This window comes from Bradyrhizobium sp. YCK136 (genome assembly GCF_044570075.1).
GTDB classification, from domain to species: domain Bacteria; phylum Pseudomonadota; class Alphaproteobacteria; order Rhizobiales; family Xanthobacteraceae; genus Bradyrhizobium; species Bradyrhizobium diazoefficiens.
In genome coordinates this window covers 7,959,040-7,979,881 of the sequence record NZ_CP172424.1, presented here as the reverse complement: position 1 = coordinate 7,979,881, position 20,842 = coordinate 7,959,040, and the positions used below count along the sequence as shown (strand labels likewise).

The following is a 20,842-nucleotide window of genomic DNA, read 5'->3' as shown; positions in this document are numbered from 1 at the left end:
TGCCAGAAACCTGACACTACGCGCAGCTATGTAGTGCCTGCTGAGCCTGCGAATTCACTTCGGCACGCGATTTGCTCTGTTCACGGTGTGGGACCGGTCCGGAGGCTATAATGGCGGACACATCGGGGGCACGGTCGAACCTCCTTCACCAATCCGTACGGTCAGTCGATCTATGGCGATGCCGACAGGTTCGATGTCACCCGGCGGCACAACCCGCACCTGTCGTTCGGCCAGGGGCCGCATTTCTGCCTGGGCGCAGCGCTGGCGCGTCTGGAATTGGGCTGCGCCTTCCCCGCGCTGTTCGTGCGGCTGGAGCATCTGGCGCTGACCATCGCCGCGGAGGACGTCGTCTACATGCCGTCTTACGTCATTCGCTGCCCGCAGCGCCTGCCGGTCACCTTCCGCTCTTCCATCGCTTAGAGAGTGAAGTGCCACCATGTCCGAACAACAACCCTTGCCGACGCTGCCGATGTGGCGCGTCGATCACATCGAGCCCTCGCCCGAGATGTTGGCGCTACGCGCCAACGGTCCGATCCACCGCGTGCGCTTCCCCTCCGGGCACGAAGGCTGGTGGGTGACAGGCTATGACGAGGCCAAGGCGGTGCTGTCCGACGCGGCGTTCCGGCCCGCGGGAATGCCGCCGGCGGCATTCACCCCGGATTCGGTGATTCTCGGTTCGCCGGGGTCGCTGGTGTCGCACGAGGGGCGCGAGCATGCCCGGCTACGCGCGATCGTGGCGCCGGCCTTCAGTGACCGCAGGGTGAAGCTGCTCGTGCAGCAGGTCGACGCGATCGCCGCGCACTTGTTCGAGACGCTGGCGGCCCAGCCCCAGCCCGCCGACCTGCGGCGCCACCTCTCCTTTCCGCTTCCGGCCATGGTCATCAGCGCGCTGATGGGCGTGCTCTACGAGGATCACGCCTTTTTCGCCGGGCTGTCCGATGAGGTGATGACGCACCAGCATGAAAGCGGCCCGCGCAGCGCGTCCCGCCTGGCCTGGGAAGAACTGCGCGCCTACATTCGCGGCAAGATGCGCGACAAGCGCCAGGATCCGGACGACAACCTGCTGACGGATCTGCTCGCTGCGGTCGACCAGGGCAAGGCGAGCGAGGAAGAGGCGGTTGGCCTGGCGGCGGGCATGCTGGTGGCGGGGCACGAGAGCACCGTCGCACAGATCGAATTCGGCCTGCTAGCCATGTTCCGCCATCCGCAACAGCGCGAACGCCTGGTCGGCGATCCGTCCCTGGTCGACAAGGCGGTAGAGGAAATCCTGCGCATGTACCCGCCGGGCGCGGGCTGGGATGGCATCATGCGCTATCCGAGGACCGACGTGACCATCGCGGGCGAGCATATTCCCGCGGAGAGCAAGGTGCTGGTCGGCCTGCCGGCAACGTCGTTCGATCCGCACCATTTCGACGACCCGGAAATCTTCGATATCGAACGCCAGGAAAAGCCGCACCTGGCTTTTTCCTACGGGCCGCACGCGTGCATCGGCGTGGCGCTGGCCAGGCTGGAGCTCAAGGTGGTGTTCGGTTCGATCTTCCAGCGCCTTCCCGCGCTGCGCCTGGCCGTGGCGCCGGAACAACTGAAGTTGCGCAAGGAGATCATCACGGGCGGGTTCGAGCAGTTCCCGGTGCTCTGGTGATGTCGCGGACGCCACGGGCGATCTCGATCTTCTCCGCAATCTGCCGCGCGCCGGTCAGATCAGCCCGCCAACAGGTAAGCAGGATGGACGTGCAAGAAACCACGGCAGCATGCCGGGACGCCTTCGCCGAACTGGCGTCGCCAGCGTGCATCCACGACCCGTATCCGTTCATGCGATGGTTGCGCGAGCACGATCCGGTGCATCGCGCGGCGTCGGGCCTCTTTTTGTTGAGCCGCCACGCCGACATCTACTGGGCGTTCAAGGCCACGGGCGATGCGTTTCGGGGTCCGGCGCCCGGCGAACTGGCGCGCTATTTCTCGCGTGCGGCGACCAGCCCGTCACTCAATCTGTTGGCGTCCACGCTAGCGATGAAGGACCCACCGACGCATACGCGTCTGCGCCGGCTGATCTCGCGCGATTTCACCATGGGCCAGATCGACAACCTGCGGCCGAGCATCGCGCGCATCGTCGCAGCGCGCCTGGACGGCATAACGCCCGCGCTGGAGCGCGGGGAGGCGGTGGACCTGCATCGGGAATTCGCGCTGGCCTTGCCCATGCTGGTTTTCGCCGAACTGTTCGGCATGCCCCAAGACGACATGTTCGAGCTCGCTGCCGGCATCGGCGCCATTCTGGAAGGCCTGGGCCCGCACGCCAGCGATCCCCAGCTCGCCGCGGCGGACGCGGCCAGCGCCAGGGTGCGGGCCTACTTCGGCGACCTCATACAGCGCAAGCGCACCGATCCCCGCCGCGACATCGTGTCGATGCTGGTCGGCGCACATGACGACGATGCCGACACACTGTCGGATGCGGAGTTGATCAGCATGCTGTGGGGCATGCTGCTGGGCGGCTTCGTCACCACTGCTGCGAGCATCGACCATGCGGTCCTGGCGATGCTGGCGTATCCCGAACAGCGGCACTGGCTGCAGGGAGACGCCGTGGGGGTGAAGGCATTCGTCGAAGAAGTCCTGCGCTGCGACGCGCCCGTTATGTTCAGCTCCATCCCGCGTATCGCCCAGCGCGACATCGAACTGGGCGGCGTGGTGATTCCGAAGAACGCGGACGTGCGCGTGCTGATCGCGTCCGGCAATCGCGACCCGGACGCCTTCGCCGATCCCGATCGCTTCGATCCCGCGCGGTTCTACGGCACCAGTCCAGGCATGTCGACCGACGGGAAGATCATGCTGAGCTTCGGCCACGGCATTCACTTCTGCCTCGGTGCGCAACTGGCCCGGGTGCAGTTGGCCGAGAGCCTGCCGCGGATCCAGGCCCGCTTCCCCACGCTGGCATTTGCCGGGCAGCCGACCCGGGAGCCCTCGGCGTTCCTTCGGACGTTCCGCGCGCTGCCGGTGCGGCTGCATGCGCAGGGGAGCTGAGATGCGCGTCATGGTCGACCAGGATCTGTGCGGAACCAGCGGGCAGTGCGTGCTGACGCTGCCGGGCACCTTTCGCCAGCGCGAACCGGACGGCGTGGCCGAAGTGTGCGTGGCGACGGTCCCGCATGCGCTGCACGCCGCCGTGCGGCTCGCGGCCAGCCAGTGCCCGGTCGCCGCCATTCGGGTCATCGAAAGCGACGCTGGCGATGGCGAGCGCGCCAGCGCCGACCCTGCGCCTTCTCCATCGGAGGCCGAGCGGCATGCCGCGAAAGACCAGCACAATCTAGGATGACACGATGGGACGGTTTGAAGGCAAAGTGGCCGTGGTGACCGGCGCCGGCGCCGGCATCGGCAAGGCATGCGCCCTCGCCATCGCGCGCGAGGGCGGCAGAGTGGTGGTGGCCGACATTGATGGCTCGGCGGCTATCGCCTGCACCGCGCAGATCGCGGCCGAAGCGGGCCACGCGCTCGCCCTGGCGATCGACATCGCCGATGCGCAGGCGGTGGCAGCGCTGTTCGAGACGGCGGAGCGGCACTTCGGCGGGGTCGACCTGCTGGTGAACAACGCGAGCGCGATGCATCTGACCCCGCGCGACCGCGCGATCCTCGAGCTGGAGCTAGCGGTCTGGGATCAGACCATGGCGACCAATCTGCGTGGCACGTTGCTCTGCTGCCGGCAGGCCATCCCCCGGATGATCGCCCGCGGCGGTGGCGCGATCGTCAACATGTCGTCGTGCCAGGGGCTCAGTGGTGACACCGCACTGACGTCCTACGCTGCGTCGAAGGCGGCGATGAACATGCTGTCGGCCTCACTCGCCACCCAGTACGGTCATGCGCAGATCCGCTGCAACGCGGTTGCGCCGGGTCTCATCATGACCGAGCGTCTCCTCGCCAAGCTAGACGAGGGTATGCAACGGCATCTGCGCCGCCATCAGCTCCTGCCGCGCGTCGGCCGCCCCGAGGACGTGGCCGCGCTGGTGACGTTCCTGCTCTCCGACGATGCTTCGTTCATCACCGGCCAGGTCGTGTGCATCGACGGCGGCATGCTGGCGCATGTGCCGACGTACGCCGACGGTGGCAACAGCCGCGCCGCGCGGCCGGCCGGCGACACCGCCGAAGCGGCCGCAGCGCCATGCGGCTGACGGACATGCTGCTCAACCCGCTAGACCGTCGACGCCGCCTGCGGCACGACATCCCGGTCGTGCCCGGCGCTTTCCCGCTGGTCGGGCATCTCCCCGCCATCGCCAGAGGCCTGCCGCGCCTGCTGCGGCGCGCGGAACGGACGCTGGGTAGCTACTTCTGGCTGGATTTTGGCCCTGCCGGACACCTGATGACCTGCATGGATCTGGATGCGTTCGCACTGCTCCGACACAAGGACGTGTCCTCGGCGCTGATCGAAGAGATCGCGCCCGAATTGTTCGGCGGAACGTTGGTCGCACAGGACGGCGGGGCGCACCGGCAGGCGCGCGATGCGATCAAGGCGGCGTTCCTGCCCAAGGCGCTGACCCAGGCCGGCATCGGCGATCTGTTCGCGCCCATCATCCGGGCGCGCGTGCAGGCGTGGCGCGACCGCGGCGACGTAACCATCCTGCGCGAAACCGGCGATCTGATGCTCAAGCTCATCTTCAGCCTCATGGGAATCCCCGCGCACGACCTGCCGGGATGGCATCGCAAGTACCGGCAACTGCTGCAGCTGATCGTCGCGCCCCCGGTCGACCTGCCAGGATCGCCCTTGCGGCGCGGCCGCGCCGCCCGCGACTGGATCGACGCGCAGTTGCGCCAGTTCGTCCACGACGCGCGTTCGCATGCCGCGCGCACCGGGTTGATCAACGACATGGTGAGCGCCTTCGATCGCAGCCACGAGGCGCTCTCCGATGACGTCCTGATCGCTAATATCCGCTTGCTGCTGCTTGGCGGCCACGACACCACCGCCTCGACGATGGCCTGGATGGTGATCGAGCTGGCGCGGCAGCCTGGGCTGTGGGACGCGCTGGTCGAGGAGGCGCAATGCGTGGGCGCGGTGCCGACCCGGCACGCCTACCTGGCGCAGTGTCCCGTCGCCGAGGCGCTGTTCCGCGAGACGCTGCGCGTGCATCCGCCGACCACGGTCCTGCCGCGTCGCGCGCTGCAGGAATTGCAACTCGGTCAACGACGCATTCCCGCGGGCACCGATCTGTGCATCCCGCTGCTGCATTTCTCGACCTCAGCGCTGCTGCACGAGGCGCCTGATCAGTTCCGCCTGGCGCGGTGGCTGCAACGCACGGAGCCGATCCTGCCGGTGGACATGCTGCAGTTCGGTACCGGCCCACACGTCTGCATGGGCTACCACCTGGCATGGCTGGCACTGGTGCAGTTCTGTATCGCCTTGGCGCTGACCATGCACGAGGCCGGGGTGCGGCCGCGGCTGCTGAGCGGCGTCGAAAAAGGCCGGCGCTATTACCCGACCGCACATCCGTCCATGACAATCCGCATCGGATTCTCATGAGCTGGCATCGCATGCCCCGTGTGGCGAAGCATCGGCGCCGGCAACACCGCGGCGGCTCGCCGCTCGCCGTGGCCGTCTCTGTCAGGTACAAGGACATGAACAACATGCAGACCGGTTCCACGCCACACGACGACCGAACTGGCGTGTCCGCGCTTAGCGGATTGGGCGCGCAGGCGCTTGGCGCATCCAGCAAGCTACTACCGGAGACCTGGATGCAGGACGGCGCAAAGCGGGTCGGACAGGTGCTGGCGCGTCATCTCTGCGCCGAAGACGACGGTGAGACCGAGCTGATGGCGGCAATGCGCTACGCCACCTTGCATGGCGGGAAGCGCACCCGCGCCTTGCTCTGTCTGGCTGCCGGCGCACTCGCCGACACGCCGGCGCGCATGCTCGACGACGTCGGCGCCGCCATCGAGATGATGCACGCCTGTACCCTGGTCCACGACGACCTGCCCGCGATGGACGACGACGTGCTTCGCCGCGGCCTTCCGACCGTGCACGTCAAGTTCGGCGAAGCCACTGCGATCCTGGTCGGCGATGCCCTGCAGGCGCACGCCTTCCTGACCCTGGCGAGCCTGAATGCGCCGGGCGACAGCCGTATCGCGCTCGTGCGCGAACTGGCGCAGGCGGTGTCCGCCGAGGGTGCCGCAGGCGGGCAGGCCATAGATCTGTCGCTGGTTGGAAAGCACGTCGAGCTGGACAGGATCGTGGCGATGCACCGGATGAAGAGCGGAGCGCTAGTGCGCGCGTCCGTTCGCATGGGCGCGCTATGCGCTGTCGGCGTGAATGCCGCGCACGCTGCACTTTATTGTGCGCTCGATCACTACAGCGCCTGTTTCGGCCTGGCGTTGCAGGTGATCGACGACATTCTCGACGTGACAGCGGATACCGCGGCGCTGGGCAAGACCCCCGGCAAGGACGCGGCGGCGCAGAAGCCGACCTGCGCGTCGATCATGGGACTGCAGGAAGCACGCCAGTTCGCGCTGGATCTGTTGCGCGATGCCGGCGAGGCCATCGCGCCGCTGGGGCCGCGTGCGGAACGGTTGGCGCAACTCATACAGCGGGCCAACGCGTATCTGTTCAAGCACGCGCCACGCGCATGAGCGCGCCCGTCCGCATGGAGTCGCCCCTGTGCCGCTGCGATCGGCCGGCGGCAGAGTGCATCCTGCACTGTGTCCGAGTCCGCGGCGCCGATCGCAGCGGTTGCCCGCCGCGGCGCACGCGGCGCGCTGCGCGCAAGCCTATGCGGCGGACCGGCGACAGCATCGGGGCGCGTCGCCGCGCCAGAGCAGGGCGGCCGTCCGGCGCTGCCTATGCGACGGGCCTGCGGCGACATGCGCGGCGGCTGCCCGATCCCGGTTCTCTTCAACCGTCTGCAAAAGGAACATCCCGCGTGAACGCGCTGTCCGAACATATCCTTTCCGAATTGCGCCGCCTGCTGAGCGAAATGAGCGATGGCGGCAGCGTCGGTCCGTCCGTCTACGACACGGCGCGAGCGCTGCGCTTCCACGGCAACGTCACCGGTCGGCAGGACGCATACGCGTGGCTCATCGCGCAGCAACAGGCCGACGGCGGATGGGGAAGCGCGGACTTCCCGCTGTTCCGCCATGCGCCCACGTGGGCGGCGTTACTGGCATTGCAGCGTGCCGATCCTCTTCCCGGTGCTGCCGACGCAGTCCAGGCTGCAACGCGGTTCCTCCAGCGCCAGCCCGATCCCTACGCGCATGCGGTGCCAGAAGACGCGCCGATCGGCGCGGAGCTGATCCTGCCGCAGTTTTGCGGTGAGGCCGCATCCTTACTGGGTGGCGTGGCGTTTCCGCGCCATCCTGCGCTGTTCCCATTGCGGCAAGCGTGCCTGGTCAAGCTCGGGGCGGTGGCGATGTTGCCGAGCGGCCATCCGTTGCTACACTCCTGGGAAGCCTGGGGGACGTCGCCGACCACCGCATGCCCGGATGACGACGGCAGCATCGGCATCAGTCCGGCGGCCACCGCCGCGTGGCGTGCCCAGGCCGTGACACGGGGGAGTACGCCGCAGGTCGGGCGCGCCGATGCGTATCTGCAGATGGCATCGCGGGCGACGCGCAGCGGCATCGAAGGTGTCTTTCCCAACGTCTGGCCGATCAATGTGTTCGAGCCATGCTGGTCGCTGTACACCCTGCATCTGGCCGGGCTTTTCGCGCATCCCGCGCTCGCCGAGGCGGTCCGCGTGATCGTCGCGCAGCTCGACGCCCGTCTGGGCGTGCACGGTCTGGGCCCGGCCTTGCACTTCGCGGCTGATGCGGACGATACCGCCGTTGCGTTGTGCGTCCTGCACCTTGCAGGCCGTGACCCGGCGGTCGATGCGTTGCGCCATTTCGAAATCGGCGAGCTGTTCGCCACCTTCCCCGGCGAGCGCAATGCCTCGGTGTCGACCAACATCCATGCCCTGCATGCGCTGCGACTGTTGGGAAAGCCCGCCGCGGGCGCCAGCGCGTACGTCGAGGCCAATCGCAACCCGCACGGTCTATGGGACAACGAAAAATGGCACGTTTCGTGGCTGTATCCCACCGCGCATGCGGTCGCTGCGCTGGCGCAAGGCAAGCCCCAGTGGCGCGATGACCGCGCGCTGGCGGCGCTGCTGCAGGCGCAGCGCGACGACGGCGGCTGGGGCGCGGGTCGCGGGTCCACGTTCGAGGAAACCGCCTATGCGCTGTTTGCGTTGCACGTGATGGATGGGAGCGAAGAGGCGACAGGGCGCCGGCGCATCGCGCAGGTGGTGGCGCGTGCGCTGGAGTGGATGCTCGCCCGCCATGCGGCGCATGGATTGCCGCAGACGCCGCTGTGGATCGGCAAGGAACTGTATTGCCCCACTCGGGTCGTGCGCGTGGCCGAACTCGCCGGGTTGTGGCTGGCGCTTCGTTGGGGGCGGCGCGTCCTGGCCGAGGGGGCAGGAGCGGCGCCATGATCCAGACTGAACGCGCGCTGCAGCAGGTGCTGGAGTGGGGACGTTCCCTGACCGGGTTCGCCGACGAGCATGCCGTGGAAGCGGTCAGGGGCGGCCAGTACATCCTGCAGCGCATCCACCCGAGCCTGCGCGGCACCAGCGTCCGCACCGGTCGCGATCCGCAGGACGAAACGCTGATCGTGGCGTTCTATCGCGAACTGGCGCTGCTGTTCTGGCTCGACGATTGCAACGACCTTGGCCTGATCGCGCCGGAGCAGCTCGCCGCGGTGGAGCAAGCGCTGAGGCAGGGCGTGCCGTGCGCGCTCCCCGGATTCGAGGGTTGCGCTGTGCTCCGCGCTTCGCTGGCCACGCTCGCCTACGATCGTCGCGACTATGCTCAGCTTCTCGACGATACCCGGTGCTACTGCGCGGCGCTGCGCGCCGGACACGCGCAGGCGGCAGCGGCGGAACGCTGGTCCTACGCCGAGTACCTGCACAACGGCATCGATTCGATCGCCTACGCGAACGTGTTCTGTTGCCTGTCGTTGCTGTGGGGGCTGGATATGGCGACCTTGCGCGCGCGTCCGGCGTTTCGCCAGGTCCTGCGGCTCATCTCCGCGATAGGGCGTCTGCAGAACGATCTGCATGGATGCGACAAGGACAGGTCGGCCGGCGAGGCCGACAACGCGGTGATCTTGCTGCTGCAGCGCTATCCAGCTATGCCTGTGGTGGAGTTCCTCAACGACGAGCTGGCCGGCCATACGCGCATGCTGCACCGGGTGATGGCGGAAGAACGCTTTCCCGCGCCGTGGGGACCATTGATCGAGGCCATGGCGGCCATCCGCGTGCAGTACTACCAGACCTCGACCAGCCGTTACCGCAGCGACGCTGCGGGGGGAGGCCAGCGCGCGCCGGCCTGAACGCGCGGGAGGCGGCGGCGTGCGCGCGCTGCCGTCGGCCCGATCCGACGCAACGCCGTCGCCCGATGGAGCGAGCATGAGCGACAGCGACCTGAGACTGCACGTCCACGACCAGTTCGCCAACGGCCGGCGCTTCCGCATTCTCAACATCGTCGACGACGTCACTAAGGAATGCCTGGGCGCCATTCCGAAGACGTCAATCCGGGGCGGCGGGTGGCCCGCGAACTGAAGGCAGTCGTTGAGCGACGCGGCAAGCCAGGAATGATCGTGTCCGACCATGGCACCGAGTTCACCTGCAACGCCATGCTGGCCTGGAGCAAGGACACGGTCATCGACTGGCACTTCATCGCGCCGGGAAAGCCGATGCAGAACGGCTTCATCGAGAGATTCATATAGACGGCCGCGCGGATGCAAGGGCTTTCAGCAGCAGTTTGGATATCGGTCGGGTGCGTTCATGTATACGGCCTATCATTGCGACCGATAGCATGGCCGCTGGCCCTGATGAAGATCGCGGATCGAGGCCTCATCGACGGGTCGCGCTTGTTGCGCTTAAAACTCTTCTGTCAATCGGCCCTTTAATTGCGGATTATTGTCAACTCTCTTTTTGAAGCCATTCGGCAAGACGGTAGCGCTCGACCCGTCGGAGCGGGTCGGGTTGCGGAGACGGGGCGAGCGCGGCTGGGAGATCGATAGCCAGCTCGGTAGTCGTGGGCCGATTGGCCGTTACCTAAATCTCAATGTGATCAGCTGGCCGTCGCTGGGGTCATGGTCCTTTCCGAGGTCGCAGGCGCCTCATGATGATGTCCGGATCGGGTGCCTCATCGTTTGCAACGGCGTGCGGGCGAGCCCGCCACCAGCCGATTGACCGAGTCACCACGACCACCGTCCCAGCGGGACATCGCCGGGCTGGCGGACCAGGCCAGGAACTTGCAGAATAAGGTCAGGCCGGCGCGTGGCCCCAGTCGAACGACGTGCCATCCACCCAAATGCAGTGGAGGATCACAGCGATCTTGCCGGCAATGGCGACCTTTGCCTTTTTCAAACCGACCCGCTTCACGTGCTTCATTCCCCAGGCCTTGAGGGAAGACCATTGTTTGGTCCGATAGAGAAGGACCGTCGCTGCCTCGAATAGGTAGGTTCGGAGAAGCCTGTCGCCCCATCGGGATATCTTGCCACTAGTGTCAGTTTCACCAGATTGGTTGCGCCGAGGTGTGAGGCCGAGATAGGCGCCGACTGTCGAGGCCGATCGGAAGCGGGACGGGTCATCGATCGTATGGCGGAAGGTCAAGGCAGTAACCACGCCAACACCAGGAACCGTCATCGGGCGACGCGTCGTCTCGTTAGACTTTGCCAATCGGCGGACCTCGTCGTCGAATTTGCTTGGCTGCTGGCAGATATGCTCATGAATCGACAGGAGCGGCTCGACCACGTTGAGGAGTTGATGATCTTCGCCCAATAGCTCGCCGACCTGGTTACGAAACTGTTGGCCAATTGCGCGAGGGAATAGAATAGAACCCCACATTCCTTGATCAGACTGCGGACCTGGTTCTCAATATCCCGCCGCATGGACACAAGGCGAGATCGCGCGACAAGAATCGCTCGAACCTTCTGGCTCTCCTCGCTCTTGATCTTGACTTCTCGATACCATCCAACCCGCACGAGTTCGGCAAGGCCCCGAGCATCATTCCGATCGCTCTTGTTCCTGCGAACAGACAGTGCTGCGTGTGCATGCCTTGCATCGATGCAAACGACGGGCAGTTCAACCCTACGAGGCTCGTGCCAAAGCCAGCTTGCCATCGCGCCCGTCTCAAAGCCGATACGCTCCGCCAAATGGCGCATGCTTGCGAAGCAACTTGGACAGATCGCCGGGATCAGACTTGGCCTTCCCCTCAAAAATCGCTTGACCAGTCTCGTTGACCACGCAAACCGAAGTCTCTCTTTGCGAGACATCCAGGCCGACATATTGCCTCATGACAGCTCCTCCGAATCGCTTGATTGCGAGAGCTCGACGATAACGGAGCTTTTATGCCCAGGGCGCTGACCGCAATTGCGTCATCGTTTGCAAATATGACCCCCTGCATTGCCGCACTAAAAATGTTACCGGACAACTTCCCTGTCGGGTCTGGGGCGGAGCTGCCGAATCAGTTCGGTGGGTGGCGGCTATGGCAGGGCAGATCAGCATACGCGCAAAGCGAGATCACATCAGCGCTGGCCGAGCGTTATCGGTCGAGCGGGCGGTTCGAGAAGGGACGGATCCTAAACGAGCTGTGCGCCGTTACGGGCTGGCATCGCAAGCATGCGGTGCGCGCACTTCGGCGGCGCAAGACAGTTGGGCCGGGCGACGTCGAGGCGTCCGAAGAGCGCAAGCGTAGATATGGCGCGACGGTCAAGGACGCGATGACGGCGCTGTGGGAGGCGTCGGATCGGGTGTGCGGCAAGCGGCTCAAGGTGATGATCCCGACTTTGCTGCCTGCTCTCGAGCAACACGGCCGATTGCAGCTTGGCCAGTCGGACCGTGATCGTGTTCTGGCCATCGGCGCCGCCACCATCGATCGCCTGCTCGTCGATGTGAAGATCGCAGCGAGCGGCGGCAGGCGGCGCCGTGCCGGATTCTATTCGGCAATCCGGCGCGAGGCCCGATCCGCACATTCAATGACTGGAACAGCCCGGTGCCCGGCTTCTGCGAGGTCGATATGGTCGCCCACGGCGGTACGTCGGTGGCTGGCTCGTTCATCCAAACCCTGACGCTGGTCGATGTCGCCACCGGCTGGACGGAGCGAGTTCCGACTCGCAACGGCTTTGCGGTCACGTTTGGTGTGAGACATCGCCCAGCGCCTCGGCCAGCAGGGGGCCGGTCCAGCGCGCAAACCCTTGCGGTGGCGGCTTATCCAGCAGCTTCAGAATCCGCTTGTCGGTCGTCTTCGTATAGATCGGCTGCTTGCCAGGCCGCGGCTTGTCTTGCAGCCCTTCAAGGCCATGGTCGGCATAGCGATGCCGCCAAAGGCTGACAATCCGCGGCTGGACCCCAACTTCCTTGGCGATCGACCGGGTGCTGCGCCCATCCGCCGCCAACAGAACTATCCGCGCCCGCTTCAAATCGCGCTGCAACGTCACCGGTGAGCGACAGCACGCCTCAAGCACCTTGCGATCTTTCCTCGAAAGGTGGACTTCTCTTGCTTCGGGTATCATCCCGACCTTGAATCACGACTCACGTTCCAAGAAAAGTGGGTACTAGACTCTAACATTCGTCGAACGCGTCGTTAGGCCGCAAACAATTACGAGAGAGAATCGGAGCTATGCGGGATTTTGGGTGACGAGGCGATCAGGCGGCGTGGTTTTCCGGCACTTGGATGACCTCGATGCCGTTTTCGAATCTGACACCTGCGCTGACCTTCGGCAACTGATTTGTGCCTTTCAGCCGCCGCCAGGTCTTTGATGCGGCGCAGAGCAGCTTGAACACCATCAACTTGGCAGTCGTTGACGATAACGAACCTTTCGTGCGCACCGTTCTGTGCCGGACCGTCGCGAACACGCTTTCGATGGGATTCGTCGTCCGCAAGTGGTCCCAATGCTCGGCGGGGAATTCGTAGAACGCAAGCATTGCGTCGCGATCTTTCGTCAGGCACTCGACCGTCGTACTTCGCTCCGTATTTCTCGGCAAAGACATCGATCGCCACTTCGGCCGAAGCTCGGTTGGACGCCAAATAGACCTCGCGCAGATCCTTCTTCATGCTGGCCTGTACCGACACTGCGACTTTGTTCAAGATATTCGCGGTTTTGTGCACCCAGCACCGCTGATGTCGCGTGGCGGGAAAGACCTCGTCGAGCGCCTTCCAGAAGCCGAGCGCGCCGTCACCGACGGCGATTTCCGGGGCGATCTTCAGCCCACGGGTTTTCGCCTCGACGAGCAGTTCGTGCCAGCTCTGCGTGCTCTCGCGCACGCCGACCTGGAAGCCGATGAGTTCCTTCTTGCCTTCCGGCGTCGCGCCGATCAGCACCAGCATGCATTCGCTGTGGTCTTCCATGCGAGCCTGCAGGAAGACGCCGTCCGCCCACACGTATACGTACCGGCGCGCCGACAGATCGCGCTTCTGCCAACGCTCGTACTCGAGCTGCCACTCCGTCGTCAGTCTGGAAACCACCGCCGGAGAAAGATTCGGCGCATCCTTGCCCAAGAGCGCCGCCAGCGCCTCCTGGAAGTCGCCCGTCGAGATGCCTCGCAGGTACAGAACCGGCAAAAGTGCATCCAAGCTCTTCGTGCGCCGTGCCCACAACGGCAGGATCGCCGAGGTGAAGCGGATCCGCTCGCCATCGCTGGTCACCGCGCGATCGCGAATCTTTACCCGGGCGACTTCGACGGCGCCGATCCCCGTCTGGATCGTCCGCACTGGACCATGGCCGTGCCGCACGAGGCGGTCGCGGCCATCGGGAAGCTTCAAGCCCTTCATCGCGGCGAGAAACGCCTCGGCTTCCATCTCGACAGCCTGCGCAAGCAGCTGCCGAGCACCAGATCGCAAAATATTCGTCAGTGGATCGTCGATCTCATCGGGCTGACGCAGTGGGACAATGTTGCTATGCTCGTTCATGGCGTATCGCTCTCCTTGAGGTTCTGGCAGGCTCGACACCCGCCTCGATACGCCGCCTATCTCATTCCGTCATCACCCAGTTTCCCGCATAGCTCGGCTTATCGGGCCTGCTGATGGAATTGCTGCGGCATATCGCGCGCGGCGATGCGGTGACGCTCGTGCCCGTGCATGAGATCCTGACCACGCAGCAGGCGGCGGATATACTGAATGTTTCGCGTCCGTTCCTGATTTCACTTCTGGAACGAGGTGACATCAATTACACAACGGTGGGCCGTCATCGCAGGGTCAGGTCAGAAGACCTGTTTGCCTATAAACGCGTGCGGGACGAGAAACGCAGCAAGGCTCTCTCCGACCTAGCCGAACTGGACGCAGAGGACATGTAGAGCTTGTTTGCAGATCGATTTACCGCGCCTGCACTCTTGCGAGCACTCTCAAACGTAACTTGCTGCTGACCTTGGCGGAGGCGGGATTTTTCCGTCTTCGCTGGTCGGGTCCAATCCTCGACGAAACTCAAGCTGCCATCGAAGAAATCCTAAGCAAGAAAGGCCGCACTGATGCGGCCGAACGAGCGGCGAACCGGGTCACGCGCCAGCATGGAAGCTTCGAGGATGCCATGGTGACTGACTTTGATAACTTCATGTCCGCCGCAGGACTGCCAGATCCCGACGACGCTCATGTCATCGCTGCGGCCATCAAGACGCAGACCGCCATGATCGTCACAGAAACCCTGAAGGATTTTCCCGCAGCAACTCTCGCCGCATTGAACATGGAAGCGAAGTCGGCCGATCAATTCATCGCGGATACCATTGCACTCGATGAAGCCCGTGTCATCGCAGCGATCCGGCGGATGCGCGAACGCTTCAAGAAATCAGAGACAACAGCCGAAGCATTGCTGCTGTCGATGGAGGCCGCTGAGCTGCAGGAGACGGTGGACCTGCTGAGGCCTTACGTCGAATCTCTCTAGGTTAGTCCGAGTACTGGTACTTGGGCCAGAACTGGTACCAGCATCATGCTACCAGGCGGCGGAATTTCCGGCCTGCGGCCCGAAGCCAGATATGGTGATGAGCGAGCAAGAAAGTCGAACCATGTTGTTTCTCAATCAGCACACTGAATACCGCACCTCCTTGGATGCATCGGATGCGGAAATATTGAGCGTCGAAGCCGCTCGCGAAGTGGAGCGGTTTCTCCGGCATCGCGATGGCCACAAGGAAACTCCACTCGTCTCTCTGCCAGGCCTTGCTCGTGAGATCGGCGTAGCCTCGATTCATGTAAAAGACGAGGGCCATCGGCTCGGTCTTGGCAGTTTCAGAGCCTTGAGTAGATCCTATGCCGTGATCCGGCTGGTCTTGGAGGAAGCAACTCGGCGGCTCGGCCGAGCTGTTGACGTCTCGGAGCTTCAGACACCTGACGTGATCGCCGTGGCTCAAGAGATGACTGTATCCTGCGCCACGGATGGAAATCATGGCAGGTCAGTCGCGCAAGGTGCCCAACTCGTTGGCGCGAAATGTGCCATATTCGTCCACTCAGGCGTCAGCGACGAACGTATCGACGCAATCGCCCGTTTTGGTGCCCAGATGATCCGGGTTAACGGCAACTATGGCGACTCGATCGCCGAAGCATCCCGAGTTGCCGCACCACGATCTCCGATACCTCCTGGCCGGGCTATGAGCGTATCGCCAGCTTTGTGATGCAAGGATATACCGCTCTCTTGAGCGAAGCACTGCGCCAGCTCACCAAAATCCCGAGCCACGTGTTCGTCCAGGCCGGGGTTGGTGGAATCGCCGCAGCTGTAGCAGGACATCTTTCGGTTCTATTGGGCGAGAACCGGCCGTTCTTTACGGTTGTCGATCCCTCGCGAGCTCGCCGCGGCTGCGAAGACCGCCCCCGTCAATGGTCCGAACCTCGGCCGGCGTTCTCCGGACGCTGCCGTTTCTATCGACGTCTTGCGGCGAGGAACGGGCAGATCTTAGGGGACCTCTTATCGCTTCGGTGTCACTACTGCGGCTCTTTGGCGCGGAAACTCCGATTGCCCAAAGGGCTGGCCGCTACCCCAATGACAAAGTCTCGGTGACCGTGCATTCGAACAGATTTCCTATTCATCGGGCAGCGGACGCAAGAGCAAACGCTCAGCGAAATACAACGCTTTCGCTGCGGTCAACTACCACTGCTAGCAATTGATCGAACTAGGGATTTGTTCAATATTCGATGAAGCGGCTGCTGCGGTAACCTTTTCGAAGTCGCGTGAAGATCAAACGGGAGCCACTCGCTGCTACCCATAGATGATGACGGATCCAGCTAGCGGTCGCCGCTCGCGCTGGTCTGCCTGGTCGAGCGAACAGTGTGGCCTAGGGCTACGCAAGATGGGGCCATGACTGCAATGATCTTGTCGGAAAATGTCATTCCTCGCGCCGATGTCATTAAACGCGCAGTGCGCATCGGCGCAGAAATCCGAAATGTCAAACTGTCAGGCGATTTACCGGAGCAGACGATTGCCTCGATCAATGGGCTGCTGTTGGAGCACAAGGTCATCTTCTTTCGCGGCCAGCTCCACCTCGATGATGCGGAGCAGGAGAGCTTTGCCATTCGTTTCGGAGAGTTGACACCTCATCCAACGCTCGGTGCGATCAAGGGAACAGCGTCGATCATCGAGCTTGATTCCACCCGCGCAGGTAGCCGGGCGGATCTCTGGCACACTGATGGAACCTTCGTCGATGCCTACCCTAAGATCGCCGTGCTGCGAGGCATTGTGATGCCACCTTTCGGTGGCGATACGGTCTGGTCAAACACCGCCTCGGCCTACCTCGACCTAGCGCCGCCGCTCCAAGGGCTTGCAGACAGGCTATGGGCCGTTCACAGTAACGCCTTTGACTACGCAATACTTGCCCGCGTCAGCGAGCTCGACAAGAAGCACTTGGACGAAGTCTTCACTAAAACAATCTATCGGACTGAGCATCCCGTTGTGCGCGTGCACCCGGAGACTGGCGAACGCACGCTCGTGCTCGGCGCTCTGGTGCAAAACTTCGTTGGCCTGCCGAAATACGATGGCCAGAAGCTGTTCGATTTGTTTCAGTCTCATATCACTGCGCTCGAAAACACTGTGCGTTGGAGTTGGAGGGATGGTGATGTAGCGATCTGGGACAATCGCGCTACACAACATTATGCAGTGAATGACTACGGCGACCAACATCGCCTCGTTCATCGCGCAACCGTCGCCGGTGAGGTGCCAGTCAGCATCGATGGTCGGAGCAGCGTAACGCGCATAACGGGACCCAAGGAGCCGACCACTAAGCTGTCTAGATAGGCGACAACATTGGCTGCGACACGCACAAATGGAAACTCTGCGGTTATGCGCTCAATCGCTGTCTGCAATATTCGGCAGCTAGCCTGTCTTATTCGTAAGAGGCGCCCGAGAGGCTGGCGAGCGTGGTGTAAAGCGCTGATACGGCGTAGGATTCGGTTGTGAAGCCAACCCCATCACCTCCAACCGCGAACGCCACGCCCGCCATGACCGACGATACGATTCCGCCCTTCTCGTTTCCAGCCATTCACGCCAAGAAAGTCACAGCTGCCTTCGATGGTGGGCGCCTAACCTCGAACGGGGGCGTGATGCTTCTGGCGATGGCCGAGCGGCGTCTCGGCTTGGCCGACAATCTGGCCCGGGTGTTCCCGGATCGGCGCGATCCGACGCGGGTCGTGCACAGCCTTGTCGATATGTTCCGCGCGCGCATGTTCGCGATCTGCTGCGGCTACGAGGACGCCGACGACCTCGATCATCTGCGGTCCGATCCCGCATTCAAGCTGGCCTGCGGACGGCTGCCGGACACGGGCCGCGATCTGTGTTCCCAACCGACGCTGTCGCGGCTGGAGAATGCTCCGCGCCTGCGCGACGTGATCCGACTGACCTACATTTTGGTCGACGCATGGATGGATAGCTACCCGCGCGAGCCGGCATCCGTCACGCTCGACATCGATGATACCTGCGATGTCGTCCACGGCCATCAGCAGCTCTCGCTGTTCAACGCTCATTATGACGAACGCTGCTTCCTGCCGATCCACGTCTACGACACGGAGAAGAGCCGTCCCGTGGCGGTCGTGCTGAGGCCCGGCAAGACGCCGGGCGGCGTCGAGGTGCGTGCCCTTCTGCGCCGCCTGGTACGGCATATCCGGACGCGGTGGCACAACACGCGAATTACGTTCCGTGGCGACGGGCACTATGCCCGGCCGGAGGCCATGGCGTGGTGCGAGACCAACGGCATCGACTACATCTTCGGTCTGTCCGGCACCAAGCCTCTCGCCAGAAAAGTCGACGAGGTCGCCGACGACATCCGCACCCGACGCGCCATCGAGAACCTGCCGGTTCTGCGTGGCTATACCGAGACGCGCCACAAGGCAAAGTCCTGGGATCGCGAACGGCGCACCGTCGCCCGTATTGAGGCGACGATGCTCGGCCTCGACATCCGTTTCGTCGTCACCAGCCTCGATGTCGGCTCGGCCGAGTGGATCTACGACAGCCTGTATTGCGCGCGCGGCCAAGCCGAGAATCTGATCAAGCTGCATAAGACACAGCTCGCCTCCGACCGCACCAGCTGCCGTTCGGCGCTCGCCAACCAGGTCCGTCTCGTGCTCCATACGGCCGCTTATTGGCTGATGCTGACCGTGCGCGAGGCCATTCCCAAAGTCCGGGAATTGGCCGCTGCCGAGTTCGCGACGCTGCGTCTTCGGCTCTTGAAGCTCGCCGCCCGTGTGGTCGAGACCTCGAGCCGCATTCGCCTTGCGTTTGCCGCGGCATGTCCCGAAGCCGACCTGATCCGCTGCTTGCCCGGCGCGCTGCTCCCGCTCGGTCCGTAACCGACCGGGCCTGCGCCCGCTCACCCGCCCCACTCCTCCATCGCCTACAAAACAGCTTGATGTAGAACCCGGTGAGAAAAGGCCGGACGGTCACCCACGCCAGCCGCCAGCCCCCGTCAGACGTCAAGAACGACCGTGCTCTCGTGAATAGATCGGGCTAGGTTCCCGTCGCAATCAAAATATGAACCTGATGCGGCGCCTCTCAACATGAAAAGCAACAACTGTTCTTCGGAGGCCGCAAGAGGTTCAGCAGCTGCTCGTAGCGGTACAATAATCATTTGAGCGGCCGGGGAGTGTTCTCGTCGGCAGATGCTGAGTCTCGATCGGCGCCACATGGCGGGGGGCCTTTCCAGGAATGCTCCGGTCGTGAGTTTTTGAGCAATCCCATTCGATCTGTCCTTTCTTGGTTAGTGGCCGCGACATTATAGCTGGTTAGCCTGTCTTATTCGTAAGAGGCGCCCGAGAGGCTGGCGAGCGTGGTGTAAAGCGCTGATACGGCGTAGGATTCGGTTGTGAAGCCAACCCCATCACCTCCAACCGCGAACGCCACGCCCGCCATGACCGACGATACGATTCCGCCCTTCTCGTTTCCAGCCATTCACGCCAAGAAAGTCACAGCTGCCTTCGATGGTGGGCGCCTAACCTCGAACGGGGGCGTGATGCTTCTGGCGATGGCCGAGCGGCGTCTCGGCTTGGCCGACAATCTGGCCCGGGTGTTCCCGGATCGGCGCGATCCGACGCGGGTCGTGCACAGCCTGGTCGATATGTTCCGCGCGCGCATGTTCGCGATCTGCTGCGGCTACGAGGACGCCGACGACCTCGATCATCTGCGGTCCGATCCGGCATTCAAGCTGGCCTGCGGTCGCCTACCGGACACGGGCCGGGATCTGTGTTCCCAGCCGACGCTGTCGCGGCTGGAGAATGCTCCGCGCCTGCGCGACGTGATCCGACTGACCTACATTTTGGTCGACGCATGGATGGATAGCTACCCCCACGAGCCGGCATCCGTCACGCTCGACATCGATGATACCTGCGACGTCGTCCACGGCCATCAGCAGCTCTCGCTGTTCAACGCTCATTATGACGAACGCTGCTTTCTGCCGATCCACGTCTACGACACGGAGAAGAGCCGGCCCGTGGCCGTCGTGCTGCGGCCCGGCAAGACGCCGGGCGGCGTCGAGGTGCGTGCCCATCTGCGCCGCCTGGTACGGCATATCCGCACGCGATGGCACAACACGCGAATTACGTTCCGTGGCGACGGGCACTATGCCCGGCCGGAGGCCATGGCGTGGTGCGAGACCAACGGCATCGACTACATCTTCGGTCTGTCCGGCACCAAGCCTCTCGCCAGAAAAGTCGACGAGGTCGCCGACGACATCCGCACCCGACGCGCCATCGAGAACCTGCCGGTTCTGCGTGGCTATACCGAGACGCGCCACAAGGCAAAGTCCTGGGATCGCGAACGGCGCACCGTCGCCCGTATTGAGGCGACGATGCTCGGCCTCGACATCCGTTTCGTCGTCACCAGCCTCGATGTCGGCTCGGCCGAGTGGATCTACGACAGCCTGTATTGCGCGCGCGGCCAAGCAGAGAATCTGATCAAGCTGCATAAGACACAGCTCGCCTCCGACCGCACCAGCTGCCGTTCGGCGCTCGCCAACCAGGTCCGTCTCGTGCTCCATACGGCCGCTTATTGGCTGATGCTGACCGTGCGCGACGCCATTCCCAAAGCCCGGGAATTGGCCACTGCCGAGTTCGCGACGCTGCGTCTTCGTCTCTTGAAACTCGCTGCCCGTGTGGTCGAGACCACGAGCCGCATTCGCCTTGCGTTTGCCGCGGCATGTCCCGAAGCCGACCTGATCCGCGGCTTGCCCGGCGCGCTGCTCCCGCTCGGTCCGTAACCGACCGGGCCTGCGCCCGCTCACCCGCCCCACTCCTCCATCGCCTACAAAACAGCTTGATGTAGAACCCGGTGAGAAAAGGCCGGACGGTCACCCACGCCAGCCGCCAGCCCCCGTCAGACGTCAAGAACGACCGTGCTCTCGTGAATAGATCGGGTTAGCAC

General features: G+C 63.8%; 14 protein-coding genes and 7 pseudogenes. 18 read left to right on the top strand and 3 right to left on the bottom strand.

What is annotated here, in order from left to right:
- Positions 1-168: 168 nt before the first annotated feature.
- The 11 genes and pseudogenes from ACFLEY_RS38495 to ACFLEY_RS38445 form a co-directional block, all read left to right on the top strand.
- Positions 169-255: pseudogene (locus tag ACFLEY_RS38495) on the top strand (cytochrome P450); the annotation flags it as partial.
- 21 nt (positions 256-276) lie between these two features.
- Entirely contained in the window at positions 277-420 is a 144-nt protein-coding gene (locus tag ACFLEY_RS38490; protein ID WP_249163423.1) for a cytochrome P450, read from the top strand.
- Between the two features lie 16 nt (positions 421-436).
- Complete coding sequence (locus tag ACFLEY_RS38485; RefSeq protein WP_060908996.1) at positions 437-1,642, top strand: cytochrome P450; 1,206 nt, start codon at positions 437-439, stop codon at positions 1,640-1,642.
- 83 nt (positions 1,643-1,725) lie between these two features.
- Entirely contained in the window at positions 1,726-3,015 is a 1,290-nt protein-coding gene (locus tag ACFLEY_RS38480) for a cytochrome P450 (protein ID WP_060908995.1), read from the top strand.
- A gap of 1 nt (position 3,016) precedes the next feature.
- A complete protein-coding gene (locus ACFLEY_RS38475; RefSeq protein WP_060908994.1) occupies positions 3,017-3,307 on the top strand; it encodes a ferredoxin in 291 nt (96 codons plus the stop codon).
- A gap of 4 nt (positions 3,308-3,311) precedes the next feature.
- Positions 3,312-4,157: an SDR family oxidoreductase gene (locus tag ACFLEY_RS38470; RefSeq protein WP_060908993.1), complete on the top strand. Its 846-nt coding sequence runs from the start codon at positions 3,312-3,314 to the stop codon at positions 4,155-4,157.
- A gap of 5 nt (positions 4,158-4,162) precedes the next feature.
- A complete protein-coding gene (locus ACFLEY_RS38465) occupies positions 4,163-5,500 on the top strand; it encodes a cytochrome P450 (protein ID WP_060912718.1) in 1,338 nt (445 codons plus the stop codon).
- 104 nt (positions 5,501-5,604) lie between these two features.
- Entirely contained in the window at positions 5,605-6,603 is a 999-nt protein-coding gene (locus ACFLEY_RS38460) for a polyprenyl synthetase family protein (RefSeq protein ID WP_060912717.1), read from the top strand.
- 290 nt (positions 6,604-6,893) lie between these two features.
- Positions 6,894-8,444 (top strand): hypothetical protein, encoded by a 1,551-nt coding sequence (locus ACFLEY_RS38455; RefSeq protein ID WP_060908991.1) that lies wholly within the window; start codon positions 6,894-6,896, stop codon positions 8,442-8,444.
- Positions 8,441-9,343, top strand: coding sequence for a hypothetical protein (locus ACFLEY_RS38450; RefSeq protein ID WP_060908990.1), 903 nt, complete (start codon positions 8,441-8,443; stop codon positions 9,341-9,343). Before ACFLEY_RS38455 ends, ACFLEY_RS38450 begins: the two co-directional genes overlap by 4 nt.
- A gap of 103 nt (positions 9,344-9,446) precedes the next feature.
- Positions 9,447-9,733: pseudogene (locus tag ACFLEY_RS38445) on the top strand (DDE-type integrase/transposase/recombinase); the annotation flags it as partial.
- A 550-nt stretch (positions 9,734-10,283) separates the two neighbouring features.
- Here the strand turns inward: ACFLEY_RS38445 and ACFLEY_RS38440 are convergent.
- A pseudogene (locus tag ACFLEY_RS38440) lies at positions 10,284-11,315 on the bottom strand (IS110 family transposase).
- A gap of 23 nt (positions 11,316-11,338) precedes the next feature.
- Between ACFLEY_RS38440 and ACFLEY_RS38435 the strand changes: the two are divergent.
- On the top strand, positions 11,339-12,088 hold the full coding sequence (locus ACFLEY_RS38435; RefSeq protein ID WP_396604375.1) for a hypothetical protein: 750 nt from the start codon (positions 11,339-11,341) through the stop codon (positions 12,086-12,088).
- Positions 12,089-12,154: 66 nt separating this feature from the next.
- Here the strand turns inward: ACFLEY_RS38435 and ACFLEY_RS38430 are convergent.
- Together ACFLEY_RS38430 and ACFLEY_RS38425 are read right to left on the bottom strand one after the other, a co-directional pair.
- A pseudogene (locus ACFLEY_RS38430) lies at positions 12,155-12,532 on the bottom strand (helix-turn-helix domain-containing protein); the annotation flags it as partial.
- A 133-nt stretch (positions 12,533-12,665) separates the two neighbouring features.
- Positions 12,666-13,978 (bottom strand): annotated as a pseudogene (locus ACFLEY_RS38425) (IS256 family transposase).
- A 49-nt stretch (positions 13,979-14,027) separates the two neighbouring features.
- Between ACFLEY_RS38425 and ACFLEY_RS38420 the strand changes: the two are divergent.
- The 6 genes and pseudogenes from ACFLEY_RS38420 to ACFLEY_RS38395 form a co-directional block, all read left to right on the top strand.
- A pseudogene (locus tag ACFLEY_RS38420) lies at positions 14,028-14,312 on the top strand (helix-turn-helix domain-containing protein); the annotation flags it as partial.
- A 59-nt stretch (positions 14,313-14,371) separates the two neighbouring features.
- Positions 14,372-14,893 (top strand): PIN domain-containing protein, encoded by a 522-nt coding sequence (locus tag ACFLEY_RS38415; RefSeq protein WP_304567202.1) that lies wholly within the window; start codon positions 14,372-14,374, stop codon positions 14,891-14,893.
- Positions 14,894-15,014: 121 nt separating this feature from the next.
- Positions 15,015-15,790 (top strand): annotated as a pseudogene (locus ACFLEY_RS38410) (diaminopropionate ammonia-lyase); the annotation flags it as partial.
- 507 nt (positions 15,791-16,297) lie between these two features.
- Positions 16,298-17,230 carry a TauD/TfdA family dioxygenase gene (locus tag ACFLEY_RS38405; protein WP_060908985.1) on the top strand — a complete coding sequence of 311 codons (933 nt, stop codon included), beginning with the start codon at positions 16,298-16,300 and terminating at the stop codon, positions 17,228-17,230.
- A gap of 203 nt (positions 17,231-17,433) precedes the next feature.
- On the top strand, positions 17,434-18,777 hold the full coding sequence (locus ACFLEY_RS38400; RefSeq protein WP_060910091.1) for an IS1380-like element ISBdi2 family transposase: 1,344 nt from the start codon (positions 17,434-17,436) through the stop codon (positions 18,775-18,777).
- A gap of 557 nt (positions 18,778-19,334) precedes the next feature.
- Positions 19,335-20,678, top strand: coding sequence for an IS1380-like element ISBdi2 family transposase (locus ACFLEY_RS38395; protein ID WP_039183842.1), 1,344 nt, complete (start codon positions 19,335-19,337; stop codon positions 20,676-20,678).
- The last annotated feature ends 164 nt before the right edge of the window (positions 20,679-20,842 follow it).